Source organism: Alienimonas sp. DA493 (genome assembly GCF_043951915.1).
Taxonomy (GTDB): Bacteria; Planctomycetota; Planctomycetia; order Planctomycetales; family Planctomycetaceae; genus Alienimonas.
Genome location: NZ_JBINJD010000122.1, coordinates 1 through 14,749, shown reverse-complemented (window position 1 = coordinate 14,749; position 14,749 = coordinate 1). Strand labels below are relative to the sequence as shown.

The window sequence follows — 14,749 nt, the reverse complement described above, 5'->3', positions numbered from 1 at the left end:
CCCCAGAACCGGTGACTCCCGAAGGAGAGCGTTCGACCGCCGCTCGTTCTGGGGCATCCGCTCGCTCGCCTTCGGCTCGCGCGGCTCCTGCCCCAGCCACCCGGGCAGTTTGAGTACGGTCTTCCGCCCGCCGTCGCGGTGCCTGTGAGCCCGAAGCGCCAGCGAGGGGCGGAGCCGTTCCGCCTCGCTTGCGCTTCGGGCTCACTAAAAACGCTTCATCAAGAACCCGACGCGTCAGCGAGGGCGGCCGGGCGGCGGCGCCCGGCCCCGCTTAGCCGTCCAGGCGCCAGTGGGCCTGGCGGAGGACGGCGGCGGGGGCGTCGGCGGGGCGTTCGTACCAGACGGTCAGCAGCGTGCCGTCGCCGAGTTCCACCGTGGAGGGGTAGCCCACGTCGGTCGTCGGCGAATCGGCGGAGATCGTCAGCGGGGCGGACCAGGTCCGGCCGCCGTCGGCGCTGACGCGGGCGCGATTGCCCATCGGCCGGAGCCGATAGCCGTAGGTCGTCAGCAACCGCCCGTCCCGCAACTTCAATAAATGCGACGGGTAGCCCCGCACGTCGATACTGTACGGCGTCGCCCAGGTGCGGCCGCCGTCGTCCGAGTGCGTTTGCAGCGTCTCCCGCTCGGTGGCGGTGGTGTGGCTGCGAATGTGAGCGACCAGTCGGCCGTCGGGGGCTTCGACGGCGTGCAGTTCGTGATAGTTCTTGGGGTCGTCGCCCGATCGGGCGGGGATCTCGGCGAGCCATTCCCAGGTGAGGCCGTCGTCCGTCGACTGGGCGACGCCGACGCGGCGGGGGGACTGCCATAACTGCACGCCGGCGTACAGCAGCCGGCCGTCGGCCAGTTCGATCGGCCCGTGCGGCGCGTTGACGGGCGTGCGGGACCGCGACGACCAGGAACGGCCCCCGTCCGTGGAGCGGATCATCCAACAGCCGAGTTCCGCCTGCCGATCCGTCTCGGACAAGCGCCGGCGGGCGGCCTGCCAGCGGGCCCGTTTTCCCTCCGGCCAGGCGTCGGCGGTCTCCGCCCGCTCGAGGATCGGCTCCCAGGCGTCGGAGGTGAAGGTGGTGACGAGCAGAGTCCCGCGGGAGGTTTCGAGCACGCCGGCGTCCCGGTCGTCCGTCGCCGAATCGAGCAGCGTACGCGGCCAGCTCCAGGTCGCCCCGTCGTCGCGGGAGACCATCCAGTCCACCCGGCCGAACGGACAGACGTGCGCCTCCCGCCCCCCGGAAAACGCGAGGACCAGGTCCCCGTTCGACCGCCGGGCGAGCGTCGGCCAACCGGCGTAGCGGTCCGGCTGCGGGCCGATGGTTCGCGTCGAGAGCACGGTCGCCGTCGCTTCGTTCTCCGCGGCGTTCTCCTCCCCTGCTTCGTCCTCCGCCGCGGCGGCTCGTCGACCGACTCCCAGTCCGACCGTTGTGGCGGCCAGCCCCTGCAGCCACCGACGACGCTCCCAGCCCGTGGTCCGTTGCGACTGGCGGTGCATCGGATCGTCCCGTCAAAGATCGTTGATGAGTCTGCCGGGGGACCGTAATCGCCCGCCGTCAGCGGAACAAGGCGACGCCCGGGGCGGTGTCGCCCGCCGGCGGGCGCGGTACGGTAAGCGTCCCCGCCCCCCGTTTCCCCGGAGCGTCCCCGTGTCGGAGTTGCCGAACGCCCTGTCCGTCCGCGAGGCGGATCGTCCGGTCGAGCCGCTGTTCCTCCAACGCTGGTCGCCGCGGGCGATGAGCGGGGAGGCGTTGGCGGAGGAGGAATTGATGCGGCTGTTCGAGGCCGCCCGGTGGGCGCCGAGCACCTATAACGAACAGGAATGGCGGTTCCTCTACGCCCGGCGCCAGACGCCGCACTGGGACGCCTTCTTCGGGCTGCTGGCCGAGCCGAATCAGGCGTGGTGCGGGAAGGCGGCCGTGCTGGGGGTCGTGCTGTCCAAGAAGACGTTCACGCGGAACGGCAAGCCGAACCCGGTGCACACCTTCGACTCCGGCCTGGCCTATCAGAATCTGTCCCTGCAGGGGGCGGCGATGGGATTGGTCGTCCACGGCATGGCCGGGTTCGACTTCGACAAAGCCCGCCGCGAATTGAACGTGCCGGAGGATTTCGCGGTGGAGGCGATGTTCGCCGTCGGCCGCCACGGCGACCCGGCCGATCTGCCGGAGGAGCTGCGCGAACGGGAGGAGCCCTCCGGCCGCAAACCGGTCGGGGAGATCGTCTGCGAAGGCCCGTTCGCCTTCTGAGCAGTTCGGTTAGACTTTCCCCATGACCGCGCACCTCACCGACGAACTGCGGGACGCCCTCGCCGCCTCCGCGGACGCTCCGGTGGAGGTCGAGGACGCCGCCACGCACCGCAAATACGTCATCCTGCCGGCCGCGGCGTACCAGTCGTTGCGGGCCGCCGCCGCAAATCGGGGGGAGGAGCGCGACGGCGGATTCGCGTCGCCCGCGGGTTATCAAGTCGCCGCCGACGCCTTGGCGGACGTGTGGGACGACCCCGGGTTGGACGAATACGCCGACGTCCCCGCGGCGGACGACGACGCTGAGATTGGTGACCGGACGGCTGGGACAGGAGCGGAGCGAATACCCCAGACGCTCAGCCCGGCCTCAAATTAACCCGAAGCGTCAGCGAGGGACGCATCCGGCCCTCGCTGACGCTTCGGGTTGGTCGGTCAAGCTCGCACTGATTTCTATTTATTCCGCTTCTATGCTCCGCCTGCGCACCGCCGCCCGTTGGTCGTTGTCGGCGGCGTTGGTGGGGGCGGGGTTGAATCACTTTTTCAATCCGCACATTTATCTGCCGCTCGTGCCGCCGATCCTGCCGGGGCCGGGGGTTTGGAACCTCGTCGCCGGGGCGGCGGAGATCCTCGGCGGAGTCGGGCTGCTCGTGCCGCGGTTGCGGACGGCGGCGAGGTGGGGGCTGATCGCAATGCTGATCGGCTACCTCTGGGTGCATATCGAGATGGTCGTGAACCCGCACCGCACCGACCTCGGCCGGGCGACGCCGACGTGGGCCCTGTGGGCCCGGTTGCCGTTGCAGGGCGTGTTGATCGCCTGGGTGTGGTGGGTCGGGCGGGAGGCGCCGCGGGCGGACCGTGAACCGAGCGTCCCGGACGCTTGAAGCGTCCGGGACGCTGTCGCCCCCGGGGTTATTTCCCCGCCGGCCGGGCGTCCCATTCGTCGCCCGCTTCGAGAACCGATTTCGCCCCGTCGCCGTGCAGCCAGGCTTTGGCGGCGGGGTCGGCCCGCAGGTGGGCGTCCCAGAAGGCGGCGCTGAGGGCCAGGATCGCCCGGTGGTGGTTCGGATTGCGGGGGCGGACGCCGAAGCCGCGGACGTCGCCGAAGGCGTGATGCTCGGCGTCCTTGAGCACTAATTGATAGCGGTCGATCGTCGGGGGCAGGTTCGGAAAGACCTGTCGGCGGCTTTCGGGGGTTTGCATGGAGACGCCGGCACCGTCGTCCTTCGTGCCGGTCATCAGCAGCCAGGGAATCGCCACCCGGCCGAACGCCTCCGCCGCGTCGCCGCGGCTCGGCACGCTGGGGCTGAGGGCGACGGCGGCGTCGATCCGCGGGTCCAACCCCCGCGGGCCCCGACGGCCGAGGGACTGCCCGGCGACGTGCTGCGTGGTCACGGCGCCGAAGGAGTGCCCGCTCATGCCGACGCGGGTCAAATCCAGCCGGCCGTGCAGCGGATGACCCGCTTCTTGATTCCAGGTTTCGAATTGATCGAGCGTCGCCCGCACGTCGGCGACCCGCGCCAGCAGGTTGCCGGCGGAGGCGGCCCGCTTCATCGCGGCCATGCGACCGCCGAGGCGGACGTCCTTCCACACGGCCTCGTCGCTGCCGGGGTGTTGCAGGTTGACGACGACGTACCCGCGGGCGGCCCAATGCTCGGCAAGGTAGCTGCCCCCCTCCCTGCTGCCGCCGAGCCCGTGGCTGAACAGCAGGACCGGGGCCGGCTCCTCGGATTGCGGCAGCCGCACGCGGAGCGGGATCTCGCGGTCGCGGGCGGCGTCGTGAACCGTCAGGTCGAGCGGCTGCGCCGCGAATCCCTCCGGCACGGACAGCGGGTCGTAGGCCGGCTGCTCCGCCGGGGGCTCCGCCCAGAGGCAGAGGAACGCGGCGAGGAGGGGAGACGGCAGCATGACGAGACCCGGGGGCGGACGGCGACAGGGGACGCCCCTCTCAACCCCGAGCGCCGCCGGCGGGTTTCAAGACCAACCCGACGCGTCAGCGAGGGCCCCGGCGTGCGCAGCACGTCGGCCTGCGGCCGACGCCCTCGCTGACGCTCCGGGTGAGTCGGCGAACGGCTCAGCCGCCGCGTAATAAGACCCGCAGGCCGTAGATCTCGCGGAACAGCGGGCCGGACTGCTTCACGGCGAGGCGCTCCAGACTGAGGTCGTCCACGCCGGGGGCGGTGAGAATTAATCGGTCGCCGTCCACGCGGGCCGTCACGTCCTTGACCCGGCCGCTGCGGCTTTCGTCCAAGGCCTTCGCCAGTCTTAAGATCGCCGCGAGCTTGGCGACGGCGACGCGCTCCGGGCGGTCCATCTGGGTGAAGGGGGTGTGCGTCGCCTTCGGGCTGGCCCGGCGGTGGTAGCGGGCCACCAGGCCGATGACGCTCAGGTCCCGCCGACTCACCCCGAATAAATCGCTGTTGGCGATGAGGTACATCGAGTGCTTGTGATAGCCCGTCGTGCCCACGAACAGGCCGACCTCGTGCAGCAGCGCCGCGAGGGTCAGGAAGCGGCCGTGGCGGGCGTCGAGGCGGTGGCGGTCGGCGAGTTGCTCGAACAACCGGTCCGCGAGGCGGGCCACCTGCCGGGCGTGGTCCCCGTCCACCCGGTAGCGGCGGCCCAGATGGAAGGCGGATTGAACCGCCTGGGCGGCGGCCCGGTCGGTCCAGTCGCCGCGGGCGGCGGTGTCGCGGATCAGGCCGTCCCGCAGGTGCACCTCGGCGACGACCATCTCCTCGAGCCCCAACGCCTCGGCGAGCCGCAGGTTGACCAGCAGCGCCGGGCGGAGGGTTTCGGCCTGCTCGAAGGGGAGGTGATACAGCCGGGCCAGTTCGTCCTCGGTGCGGGCGAAGGCGTCGTCGAGGAACTCCCGGAGCAATGACAGCGGCAACCGTTGGGCGGCGGCGTCCGGGCCGGCCTCGGGCTCCTCCCCGGCGCCGGGTTGGGCGGGCATCAGGTGGGTGGCGGCGAAGCGGACGTCGGCCCCGAGGGCGACCAGGGCGGAGGCGTCCTCCGGCAGGTCGGCGGCCATGCGGCGGGCGGCCCGTTCGGCCTGGCGTTCCCACAGATGCCGGGGGCTGGCGCCGGCGGCGGCCCGGACCGCCTCCCGCATCCGCAGGGCGCCGACGCGGTAGCTCTGGGAGAACCGCACGTCCCCCTGGCGGATCGCCAGCAGGTCCGTGGTGCCCCCGCCGACCTCCGCGACCGCGGCGGTCGCCTCGTGCAGGGCCGGGTCGGCCTGGAGGTAGGGCAGCACGCCGAGGTAGGTGACGCGGGTCGTCTCCGCCTCGTCGATCGGTTCGATCTCGACGCCGGTGGCGGCGAAGATGCGGTCGAGGAAGGTGAGGCGGTTGGTGGCCTCCCGGACGGCGCTGGTGGCGACGACCCGCAACCGCCCGCCGCCGGCCTCCGCCCCGCCGGCCCCGCCGCCGGACAGCCCGCGCCCGCCGGGGGAGAGGTCGTACTGTTCAAGCACCCGCCGGTAGTCCCGCAGCACGGCGACGCAGGACTCCATCGTCGCGGGGGAGATGGCGCCGTCGGTGAAGACGTCCTTGCCGAGGTTCACCGCCCGGGTGAGGTGCTCCAGCGGGCGGACGGAGCCGTCGGCGGCGACCTCCGCGAGGGCCAGCCGCATGGCGGTCGCGCCCACGTCGATGACGGCGACGGGCAGCGGCGGGGCGGGGCTGGACAAGGCGGAAGGCGGAGGGGTGAAGGCGGCTCTCAATGACGAATGAGGAATGTCGAATGACGAAATCCCCAGCGCTCACACTTCGTCATTCGTCATTCGTCATTCGTCATTTGTCATTCGTCATTTGTCATTTGGACTCGGCCTGTCGCGCCTGCCACGCGGCGGCGCCCATCACGGCGGCTTCGTCGCCCAGCTCGGCGGGGACGACCTCGAAGGCGCCGCGGAAGGCGGGCATGACGGCGGCCTCGGCGGCCTTCCTCACCGCGGGGACCAGCAGTTTGGGCATCGCCTCGACCAGCCCGCCGCCCAGCACGACCACGTCCGGGGCCAGCAGGTTGATTACCCCGCCGACCGTCGTGCCGACGGTCTCCGCGGCGTCGAGCAGGATCTGTTTGACGACCTCGTCCTTCTCGGCGCTGTCGGAGAGGGCGCCGCTGCGGATGTCCGTCAGGTCGGTGCCGACGTTTTTCATCAGGTACGGCGCCTGGCCGCGGTAGGCGGCCAGGGCGGCCTGCCCGGCGATCGCCAGTTTGCTGGCGACCGCCTCCAGCGTGCCCTTCTGGCCCAGCCCGCTGCGGGGGCCGAGCGGGTCGACCGGCATGTGGCCGATCTCCATGCAGCTCATCTTGGCGCCGCGGAAGATCGCCCCCTCGTAAACCAGCCCCCCGCCGATGCCGGTGCCGGGGAACACGCCCAGCACGCAGCGTTTTTCCTTGCCGGCGCCGAATTTCCATTCGCCGTACACCCCGGCGTCCACGTCGTTGCAGAGGGTGACGGGGCAGTCGAACTCTTTGCTCAGCAGCTCCGCCAGCGGCACGTTCTTCCAGCCGAGGTTGGCCGTGTTCAGCAGCACGCCCTTGTCGAGATCCGTCACGCCCGGCGCCCCCACGCCGATGCCCACCACCTGCTTGGCTTTGACGCCGGCGTCCTCCAGGCAGTCGTTGATCGTGGTGATAATGCGTTCGACGCCCGCCTCGCTGCCGAGGTGCCCCTTGGTCTTGCGGCGGTCCTTGCCCAGCAGCTTGTACTTCGCGTCGAAGGCGCAGGCGTACATCTTCGTCCCGCCCAGGTCGAACCCGATCCGCACCCCGTCGGAAGCGTCCGCGGCGTCGGACGGGGCGGGATCGGAATCGGCCATGGGGGCGGGGGTTTGGGGTGGCTGGAAAAGCGACGCGACGCAGGGCGCGTCAGTCTACCGCCGCCCCGGCGGCGGATCACCCGCCGCCCCCGTCCGCCCCCCGGCGGGCGGGGGCGTAAAGGTTCGGAAAACCGGCGCCGTCTGCCGGGTTCGGGGTGGACGCCTGAACGGGGGGCGTAATCATGGGGAGAACTCCCCTATTCCCTATCAAGGGGAACGGGAGGCCGGGGGAAGGGTTTCCCTCGGCCGGCCGTTCCCTCCCACAAGCCTCTGATCGCCGAACGGCAGGACGGAGCCCGATGCTGGTACTCGCTCGGAAGGTCGGCCAGACGGTCCGGCTGCCGAACCAGGACGTGACCGTGCACGTCGTCGCCGTCTCCGGTCAGACGGTCCGCCTGGGGGTGGAGGCGCCGTCGGACGTGGCGATCGTCCGCGGCGAACTGGAGGAAACCCGCACCCCGCCGGCGTCGCCGGCGGTCCCGGCGGCCGAACCGTCGCGCGATCTGGCGGAGCTGCGCGTCGCCCTGGACCGGCTGACCGATCGCGTGTCGGCGACGGAGCGGGCGATCGCCGCCTGCGGCGACGGCGCCGCGGCGCTGTCGGAGTTGAGAAGCGAACTGAAGCGGGCCGGCCGTCTGCTGGACCGCGTCTCCGGCCGCGACGGGACGCCCTCGCTGGCCTGCTGAACCGCCGCCCCCCCACGAACCGCCGCCCCCCCCCACGAACGGCGACCCCCCGCGAACGGCGGCCCGGCGTCGTTCGCGGCGGCCGGCGGCCGACCCGAATCCGCACCCCCGCCCCCTGAAAACCCCGCACCGTCTGCCAGGTTCCGACGAATCTGCGTCGCGGTCCGGCGACCCGTCCCGGCCGATTGCGGCCCGCCGTGCGCGCGGCGGGGCGTCGGGCACGGTTCCGGGGCGGGGCGGGGTCCGGGTAGAGTAGGGCGTTCCTCTCGTCCGGGCGTTTCCGCCGGGGCGTTCCCGTCCGCTTGTCGCTCGCAGCCGAAAGTCCGCCCGTGTCCGTCTTCCTCGGGATCGATATCGGCACCAGCGGCACGAAAACGCTGGCGGTGCGGGGCGACGGCTCCACGCTGGGCAGCGCCTCCGCGGAGTACCCCCTCCTCACGCCCAAGCCCGGCTGGAGCGAGCAGGACCCCCGCCACTGGGCCGACGCCGCGATCGCCACCGTGCGGCAGCTCGTCAACGACGGCTCCGTCGACCCGGCGGAGGTGAAGGGGATCGGCCTGTCCGGCCAGATGCACGGCAGCGTGTTCCTCGACGCGAACGGCGAGGTGATCCGCCCGGCGCTGCTCTGGAACGACCAGCGGACCGGCGCCCAGTGCGACGCCATCACCGACGCCGCCGGCGGCCGGGAGGAGCTGATCCGCATGGTCGCCAACCCGGCCCTCACCGGGTTCACCGCCCCCAAGATCCTCTGGCTGCGGGACGAGGAGCCGGAGCGGTTCGCCCAGCTCAAGACCGTCCTGCTGCCGAAGGATTACGTTCGCTATCGCCTCACCGGGGAGTTCGCCACGGAGGTCTCCGACGCCAGCGGCACGCTGCTGCTGGACGTGGCGAACCGCCGCTGGAGCGAGGAACTGCTGGGCAAGCTGGACCTCGACCCCGGCCTGCTGCCGCCGGTCTACGAGAGCCAGGAGGTGACCGGCCGCCTCTCCGCCGCCGCGGCGGAGGCGATGGGGCTGCCGGCCGGCGTGCCGGTGGTCGGCGGCGGCGGGGACCAGGCCGCCGGCGCCGTGGGCAACGGCATCGTCCGCACCGGGGTGGTCAGCGCCGCCCTGGGCACCAGCGGCGTCGTCTTCGCCCACAGCGACGAGATGCAGTTCGACCCCGCCGGCCGGGCGCACACCTTCTGCCACGCCGTCCCGGGCAAATGGCACGTGATGGGCGTGATCCTGTCCGCCGCCGGCAGTTTGCAGTGGTTCCGCAACCAACTGTGCATGGACCTCGGCGATTTCGCCTTCGACCGCATCACCCAACGGGCTGAAGAAGTGCCCCCCGGCTGCGAGGGGCTCTATTTCCTGCCGTACCTCTCCGGCGAACGCACCCCTCACGCCGACCCCAACGCCCGCGGCGCCTGGGTGGGGCTGAACCTCCGCACCGACCGGGCCGCCCTCGGCCGGGCCGTGCTGGAGGGCGTGACCTACGCCATGCGGGACAGCTTGGAGATTATCAAAGAACTTGGCGTGCCGATCGGCGAGGTCCGCCTCAGCGGCGGCGGGGCGAAGAGCCCCTTCTGGCGCCAATTGCAGGCCGATATTTATCACGAACCCTGCACGGTGACGAACGCCGTCGAGGGCCCCGCCTACGGCGCCGCCCTGCTGGCGATGGCCGGAACCGGCGAATACGAATCGGTCGAGGCCGCCTGCGACGCGACGATCTCCGTCACCGACCGTATCACGCCGGACGAAGCGACCGCCGCCCGCTACGACGCCCTCTATCCGGCCTACGGCCAACTGTATCAGGCCCTCAAACCGCACTTCGCCGCGACGGCGGAGTAGCCCGACGCCCGAACCCGCTTCCCTCGGTTCGCCGTCGCCGATAGGCGGCGCGCCCCCGGGGCGGCGACGCCCGGACGCTTCGAAACGGTCCGCTTTCAAAATCGGCAGCCCGAGGCGCGAGCCGAGGCGGGCATGCGTGGCGGGATCGCGCGGCCTCGCTTGCGCTTCGGGCTCACGGGCTCCGAGCGGGGGCGGGTGATCCACGCCTCACCCTCACCCCCGGTCCCTTTCCCTCAAGGGAGAGGGGAGAACGGCAGGGCTGACGGCTCGCCTCACTTCGTCAGCAACAGCTTGTCGGCCCGGGTGCGGCGCAGGCGGTAGACCTGGCCGGCGTGCTCCACCTCGATCTCGACCGCCCCGCCGGCGAGGTCCTCGAACCGCACCCGCTCCGGCCGCGGCGGGGGCGCCGCGGCGGACGGGGCGGCGGGCCGTGCGGGCGGCGTGCCGTCCTGCGGGGCCGGGGGGTCGGGCGTCGGCGGAGCGGGCATCGGGGCGGCCGATCGGTCGGGTCCGGGGAAAACTCCGCCCGCGGGCTTTTCCGCAGGTCGGGGTGCGGTTAGTCTGACGCGCCTGAGGTTGAGACGCAATCTCAATCACACCGTCCAGCCAGCGAGCCGCGGAACCCCGACGTCCCCATGACGCGGCGGGTCCGGCCAGCGAGCGAGACGGCGGACCCTTTCCGCCCCCTCTCGCAAAGCCCTCTGATGTCTCTCCCCCGTCCCGTCGCGCCCCGCGGCGTCCGGTCCGGTTTCACGTTAATCGAACTGCTGGTGGTGATCGCGATCATCGCGATCCTCGTCTCCCTGCTGCTGCCGGCCGTCCAGCAGGCCCGCGAGGCGGCCCGGATGAGCCAGTGCAAAAACAACCTCAAGCAGATCGCCCTGGCCGCCCACAACTATCACGGCACCTGGAACCGGTTCCCCACCGCCAACAGCATGGGCGGGGCGAATCCCACGCTGTCCGGCGGGAGCTTCTTCACGATGATCCTGCCGGAATTGGACAAGGGCAACGAATTCGTTCTGTACGACTTCGCCCTGTCCAATAACGACCCCGCCAATCAGGAGGTCAGCGGGCAGAAGATTCCGACGTTCCTCTGCCCCACCGCGACGATCCCGCGGGAGGTGCCCAGTTGCAGCGAAGACGGCGGCCGCGCCCCCGGCACCTACGCGGTGAGTATGGGGTCCGAGGATTATAACCAGTACTGGGCCTACGGCCCGCCGGGCCCGGCCCCGCGGCAGAACGGCGCCGTGGTCTACAGCGACAGCGCCGACGTCTACACCTCCATCGCCAAATTTCAGGACGGCACGACCAACACCCTGATGGTCGGCGAAACGGCCTATAACCTGCCCAGCTACCTGTTCTCCGCCCGGGGCGCGGCGACCCCGTGCACGGGCACGCCGCGATACTCCTTCACCTATTGGGCGAACCCGTTCCCCGGCTCGACCGTCTGCACCACGGAGTACGGGTTCAATCCGAAGGACGACGGGGCCGCCGATCAGGCGACCGCCACGAACTGGACCCGCAGTTTTCGCAGCGATCACCAGGCCGGGGTGAACTTCGCGCTGGGCGACGGCTCCGTGCGGTTGATCGGCGACTTCGTCGACGCCGACCTGTTGGACGCCCTCGCCACCCGCAACGGCGGGGAGGTGGTCGATGAGATTTGAACCGCCGCGGAGGGAACTGGCGGGCCGGCTCGGATCGCTCGTGGCCCCTCGCACGCCGGCGGCGGGGATCGCGCCGTCGGCGGCGATCGCCTTGGCCGCCGCCCTCGCCGCCGTGCTGGCGGCCGGTTGCGGGGGGAGCGAGCGGCCGCCGCAGGTCGCGGTCCGCGGCACGGTCACGGTCGACGGCGCCCCGCTGCCGGCCGGCACGGTGACGTTCGTGCCCGTCGACGGCGCCCCCGGCCCGCGGGCCAGCGGGGCGATCACCGCGGGCGAATTCGCCCTGCCCGCCGCCGCCGGTCCCGCGCCGGGCGTGCACCGGGTGGAGATCGTCGCCGCCGATCCGGACCGCCCCGCCGCCGACGCGGAACTCTCCCCCGCGGAACTGGCGCAGCTGCGAACCGCCCGTTCCCCCCGCCTCAAGCCGCTGCCGGCCGAATATAACGCCCGCAGCACGCTCCGCCGCGAATTGACCGCCGACGGCGAGAACCGCCTCGACTTCCCCCTCACCCGCACGCCCTGACCGCTCCCCGGCCGCCCGGCGGCCGCCGACCGTTAGAATCCTCCCGCTTCCCCCATGACGCCTCCCCCTTTGGCCGCTCGAACCGTGCTCCGCACCGCCTCCCTCGCCGTGGCAATGGCCCTGCTGGCCCCCGCCGCGGCGCTGGCTCACTTCCCCTTCCTCACCGTCGAAACCGACGGCGACGCCCCGACGTTGCGGCTGACGTTCGGCGAGGGCCCGGAGGAGGACGAGCCCCGCTACCTGCCGATCCTGCAAAAAGGAACCGTCGTCCGGCACACGCCCGACGGCGCCCGCGAGGCGCTGGAACTGACCGCGACCGGCGGCGCGCTGACCGCGGACGTCTCCGCCGACCCGCCCGGCACGGTTTATACGCTGTCGTTGCCCTACGGCGTGATGAACCGCGAGGGGGAGGCGTTCTTCCTAGACTACGTCGCCGCCGCGATGAAGGAGGCCGCCCCGGAAGACGCCGGCCGCCCCGCCGCGCTCAATACGCAATCGCTGGCCGTCGTGCCGGAGCCGGGCAATAAATTGAAAGTGATCGCCGCCGGCGTGCCCGTCGCCGGGGCCGAGGTGAACGCCTACGGGGACCTCGGCGGCGAGGACTACGTCGCTGACGCGAACGGCGTGGTGACGCTGACCGCCGAGGAGATCGAGGACGCCGGCCGCCTGATCGTGCGGGCCAACGTCGCCCTGCCGGGCGTCGGCGAGTTCGACGGGCAGAAGTATTCCGAAATCCGCCGCTACGCCACCGCCGTGTTCACCCCCGAAGACTTCCAAGCCGCCCCCGCGAAGGAGCCCGCCCCGGAGCCGGCCGCGGCCGGTGAGGACAAAATTTCCGTCGAAGCCGTCCCCGGGGCGGACCTGCCGGTCGGCGTGACCAGCCTCGGCGCCGCGGTGGCCGACGGCTACCTGTATTACTACGGCGGTCACCCCGGCACGCCGCACAAATACTCCACCGACGAGCAGTCCGGCGCGTTCCGCCGCCTCAAACTGGACGACCCCGCCGCCGGCTGGGAGGAGCTGCCCGGCGGTCCCAAGCTGCAGGGCCTGGCCCTCGTCCCGCACCCGGGGGGCGGCGTGGTCCGCATCGGCGGCTTCACGGCCCGGAACTCCCTGGAGGAGGAGCACGATCTGCACTCGATGCCCACCGTCGCCCATTACGACCCGGCGACCGGCGCGTGGAAGGACCTGCCCGAACTGCCCGGCGGCCGCAGCAGCTTCGACGCCGTCACGATGAACGGCAGGATTTACGTGCTGGGCGGCTGGATGATGGCCGGCGACGAGGGCGCCGCCTGGCACGGCACCGGCCTGGTGGCCGACCTGACCGCCGACCCGGACTCCGAGGACTGGGGATGGAAAACGCTGCCCACGCCCCCGCAGCCGCGGCGGGCGAACTCCGTCGCCGCCGTCCCCGAGGCCGGCGAGGAAGGCCGGATTTATTTCATCGGCGGCATGCTCCCCGAGGGCGAACCGACCCGCCGCGTCGATATCTATGACGTCGCCACGAGAACCTGGACCCGCGGCCCGGACCTGAACGGCGACGTGATGGACGGCTTCGGCAGCGCCGCCTACGCCGTCGACGGCGCCGTCTACGCCACGACGCTGACCGGCCTCGTCCAGCGCCTCACGCCGGGCGCCGACGCCTGGGAGGACCTGGGCGAACTGGAGTTCCCCCGCTTCTTCCACCGCCTGCTGCCGGCCCCCGGCGAAAACGGCGAGCCGACGCTCTTGCTCCTCGGCGGCGGCAGCATGGAACAGGGCCGCTTCACCGCCGTCGAACGGTTGGGCGTGGGCGAGTAGCCGCGTGAGTTCGTTCTCCCCCCCTCTCCTTGGAGGGAGAGGGGCCGGGGGTGAGGGTGACGCACGGTTCGCCCGCTTTCGCTCAAAGAGTGTGAGCCCGAAGCGCAAGCGAGGCCGGGCGATCCCGCCATGCGCGCCCGCCTCGGCTTGCGCCTCGGGCTGCAAGAGAGTGAGCGGACCGTCAACAGCGTCCGGGCGTCGTTGCCCCCTCACCCCCGACCCCTCTCCCCCAAAAGGGGGAGAGGGGGGACGAGGGACCGTCGGCCCTCACTCCGCCGGCAGTTCCTTGATCTGAATATTCCGGAACTGGACCGGGTGGCTTTCGGACTGCAGCGAGATCGTGCCGCCGGAAAGCAGCTTCTCGCCGCCGGCCTGCTCGATTAATTTTTTGGCGTCGCCGTCGCGGGGGTCCAGCTGCGGGGCTTCGTATTCAAACACCTTCTCGCCGTTGATGAAGTGGCGGATGACTTTGTCGCCGCGGACTTCGATCTCCGCGGTGACCCACTGGTCGCCGTGGTAGGTGTCGGAGGTGGAGCTGAAGCAGTGATTGGTCTTTAATTCGCCGTCCATCACCACGTTGGTGCCCGGCGTGCAGAGGTTGCCGGTGGGGCGCTTGCCGCGGCCGTCGCCGCCGAGCAGCTGGACCTCGATGGAGACGGGGAACTCCTGATCCTTGCCCATGCTCTCGGGGGTTTGGCCGTGGATCATGATCCCGCTGTTCCGCCGGGCCCAGCCCTCGCCGCCCTTCGCCTGCTCGCCGACGAAGCGGTAGTCCAGCTTCATGCGGTAGTGGGAGTAGGGCGTTTTATAGAACAGGTGGCCGTACTGCTTGTTGAACTCGTCGTAGCCGTCGTAGGAGACCGTCAGCAGGCCGTCTTCGACGCGGAAGGTGTTCGCGTAGTTCTCGCCGACGGCGTGCGTGCGGATCTTGGGCGTCCACCCGTCGAGGCTCTTCCCGTCGAACAGGCTGACCCACTTGCCCTCGGTCGTCGCATCCCCGTCGTCCGCCACGGCCCCGACGGACGGCGTTAGGGCGTAGACGGCGCCAAGCAAACAGGCCGCGAGGGCCCGGCGGCGAGGGAGGCGGGGAGCGAACATGAATCGACCTGCGAGGCGGGAAAGGACGCGGCGACTGTACCGGCGCGGCCGCGTCCGGCGCCATTGGCGTGAAATGCGAACTCGTAACGCCGAGG

14 protein-coding genes are annotated in these 14,749 nt (G+C 71.4%); 8 read left to right on the top strand and 6 right to left on the bottom strand.

Translation table 11 applies throughout. From position 1 onward, the window contains the following. Positions 1 to 271: 271 nt before the first annotated feature. Positions 272 to 1,486 carry a sialidase family protein gene (locus ACG2DA_RS16675; RefSeq protein WP_395256926.1) on the bottom strand — a complete coding sequence of 405 codons (1,215 nt, stop codon included), beginning with the start codon at positions 1,484 to 1,486 and terminating at the stop codon, positions 272 to 274. Between the two features lie 151 nt (positions 1,487 to 1,637). Here ACG2DA_RS16675 and ACG2DA_RS16670 point away from each other — a divergent pair, with 151 nt between their 5' ends. From ACG2DA_RS16670 to ACG2DA_RS16660, 3 genes are all read left to right on the top strand, one after another. Continuing rightward, the gene (locus ACG2DA_RS16670; RefSeq protein ID WP_395256925.1) at positions 1,638 to 2,234 is read left to right on the top strand and encodes a nitroreductase family protein; all 597 of its coding nucleotides are present in this window, start codon (positions 1,638 to 1,640) and stop codon (positions 2,232 to 2,234) included. A gap of 22 nt (positions 2,235 to 2,256) precedes the next feature. Beyond that, on the top strand, positions 2,257 to 2,607 hold the full coding sequence (locus tag ACG2DA_RS16665) for a hypothetical protein (RefSeq protein ID WP_395256924.1): 351 nt from the start codon (positions 2,257 to 2,259) through the stop codon (positions 2,605 to 2,607). A gap of 91 nt (positions 2,608 to 2,698) precedes the next feature. Next, positions 2,699 to 3,112 (top strand): hypothetical protein, encoded by a 414-nt coding sequence (locus tag ACG2DA_RS16660; protein WP_395256923.1) that lies wholly within the window; start codon positions 2,699 to 2,701, stop codon positions 3,110 to 3,112. A 28-nt stretch (positions 3,113 to 3,140) separates the two neighbouring features. Here the strand turns inward: ACG2DA_RS16660 and ACG2DA_RS16655 are convergent, their stop codons facing one another. The 3 genes from ACG2DA_RS16655 to ACG2DA_RS16645 form a co-directional block, all read right to left on the bottom strand. Then, entirely contained in the window at positions 3,141 to 4,136 is a 996-nt protein-coding gene (locus ACG2DA_RS16655) for an alpha/beta hydrolase family protein (RefSeq protein ID WP_395256922.1), read from the bottom strand. Between the two features lie 166 nt (positions 4,137 to 4,302). Then, positions 4,303 to 5,919, bottom strand: coding sequence for an exopolyphosphatase (locus tag ACG2DA_RS16650; RefSeq protein ID WP_395256921.1), 1,617 nt, complete (start codon positions 5,917 to 5,919; stop codon positions 4,303 to 4,305). Between the two features lie 124 nt (positions 5,920 to 6,043). Beyond that, a complete protein-coding gene (locus ACG2DA_RS16645; RefSeq protein WP_395256920.1) occupies positions 6,044 to 7,054 on the bottom strand; it encodes an ROK family protein in 1,011 nt (336 codons plus the stop codon). Positions 7,055 to 7,353: 299 nt separating this feature from the next. Between ACG2DA_RS16645 and ACG2DA_RS16640 the strand changes: the two genes are divergently transcribed. Next, on the top strand, positions 7,354 to 7,740 hold the full coding sequence (locus tag ACG2DA_RS16640; protein WP_395256919.1) for a carbon storage regulator: 387 nt from the start codon (positions 7,354 to 7,356) through the stop codon (positions 7,738 to 7,740). Between the two features lie 329 nt (positions 7,741 to 8,069). Further along, positions 8,070 to 9,572 carry a xylulokinase gene (gene xylB, locus ACG2DA_RS16635; RefSeq protein ID WP_395256918.1) on the top strand — a complete coding sequence of 501 codons (1,503 nt, stop codon included), beginning with the start codon at positions 8,070 to 8,072 and terminating at the stop codon, positions 9,570 to 9,572. A gap of 272 nt (positions 9,573 to 9,844) precedes the next feature. On the opposite strand, the gene hemP is transcribed toward xylB, so the two are convergent. Beyond that, positions 9,845 to 10,060 carry a hemin uptake protein HemP gene (gene hemP, locus ACG2DA_RS16630; RefSeq protein ID WP_395256917.1) on the bottom strand — a complete coding sequence of 72 codons (216 nt, stop codon included), beginning with the start codon at positions 10,058 to 10,060 and terminating at the stop codon, positions 9,845 to 9,847. Between the two features lie 216 nt (positions 10,061 to 10,276). Between hemP and ACG2DA_RS16625 the strand changes: the two genes are divergently transcribed. The 3 genes from ACG2DA_RS16625 to ACG2DA_RS16615 are packed head-to-tail and all read left to right on the top strand — an operon-like array spanning position 10,277 to position 13,556. Next, on the top strand, positions 10,277 to 11,236 hold the full coding sequence (locus ACG2DA_RS16625) for a DUF1559 domain-containing protein (RefSeq protein ID WP_395256916.1): 960 nt from the start codon (positions 10,277 to 10,279) through the stop codon (positions 11,234 to 11,236). Positions 11,237 to 11,276: 40 nt separating this feature from the next. Next, positions 11,277 to 11,756: a hypothetical protein gene (locus ACG2DA_RS16620; protein WP_395256915.1), complete on the top strand. Its 480-nt coding sequence runs from the start codon at positions 11,277 to 11,279 to the stop codon at positions 11,754 to 11,756. Between the two features lie 54 nt (positions 11,757 to 11,810). Continuing rightward, a complete protein-coding gene (locus ACG2DA_RS16615; protein ID WP_395256914.1) occupies positions 11,811 to 13,556 on the top strand; it encodes a DUF1668 domain-containing protein in 1,746 nt (581 codons plus the stop codon). Positions 13,557 to 13,823: 267 nt separating this feature from the next. Here the strand turns inward: ACG2DA_RS16615 and ACG2DA_RS16610 are convergent, their stop codons facing one another. Further along, a complete protein-coding gene (locus ACG2DA_RS16610; RefSeq protein WP_395256913.1) occupies positions 13,824 to 14,654 on the bottom strand; it encodes a DUF1080 domain-containing protein in 831 nt (276 codons plus the stop codon). Positions 14,655 to 14,749: the final 95 nt, after the last annotated feature.

Coding starts and splice junctions, on each gene's coding strand:
- ACG2DA_RS16625 (WP_395256916.1), top strand. CDS start 10,277: ATGTCTCTCCCCCGTCCCGTCGCGCCCCGCGGCGTCCGGTCCGGTTTC.
- ACG2DA_RS16610 (WP_395256913.1), bottom strand. CDS start 14,654: ATGTTCGCTCCCCGCCTCCCTCGCCGCCGGGCCCTCGCGGCCTGTTTG.
- ACG2DA_RS16645 (WP_395256920.1), bottom strand. CDS start 7,054: ATGGCCGATTCCGATCCCGCCCCGTCCGACGCCGCGGACGCTTCCGAC.
- hemP (WP_395256917.1), bottom strand. CDS start 10,060: ATGCCCGCTCCGCCGACGCCCGACCCCCCGGCCCCGCAGGACGGCACG.
- ACG2DA_RS16655 (WP_395256922.1), bottom strand. CDS start 4,136: ATGCTGCCGTCTCCCCTCCTCGCCGCGTTCCTCTGCCTCTGGGCGGAG.
- ACG2DA_RS16640 (WP_395256919.1), top strand. CDS start 7,354: ATGCTGGTACTCGCTCGGAAGGTCGGCCAGACGGTCCGGCTGCCGAAC.
- ACG2DA_RS16615 (WP_395256914.1), top strand. CDS start 11,811: ATGACGCCTCCCCCTTTGGCCGCTCGAACCGTGCTCCGCACCGCCTCC.
- ACG2DA_RS16660 (WP_395256923.1), top strand. CDS start 2,699: ATGCTCCGCCTGCGCACCGCCGCCCGTTGGTCGTTGTCGGCGGCGTTG.
- ACG2DA_RS16665 (WP_395256924.1), top strand. CDS start 2,257: ATGACCGCGCACCTCACCGACGAACTGCGGGACGCCCTCGCCGCCTCC.
- ACG2DA_RS16675 (WP_395256926.1), bottom strand. CDS start 1,486: ATGCACCGCCAGTCGCAACGGACCACGGGCTGGGAGCGTCGTCGGTGG.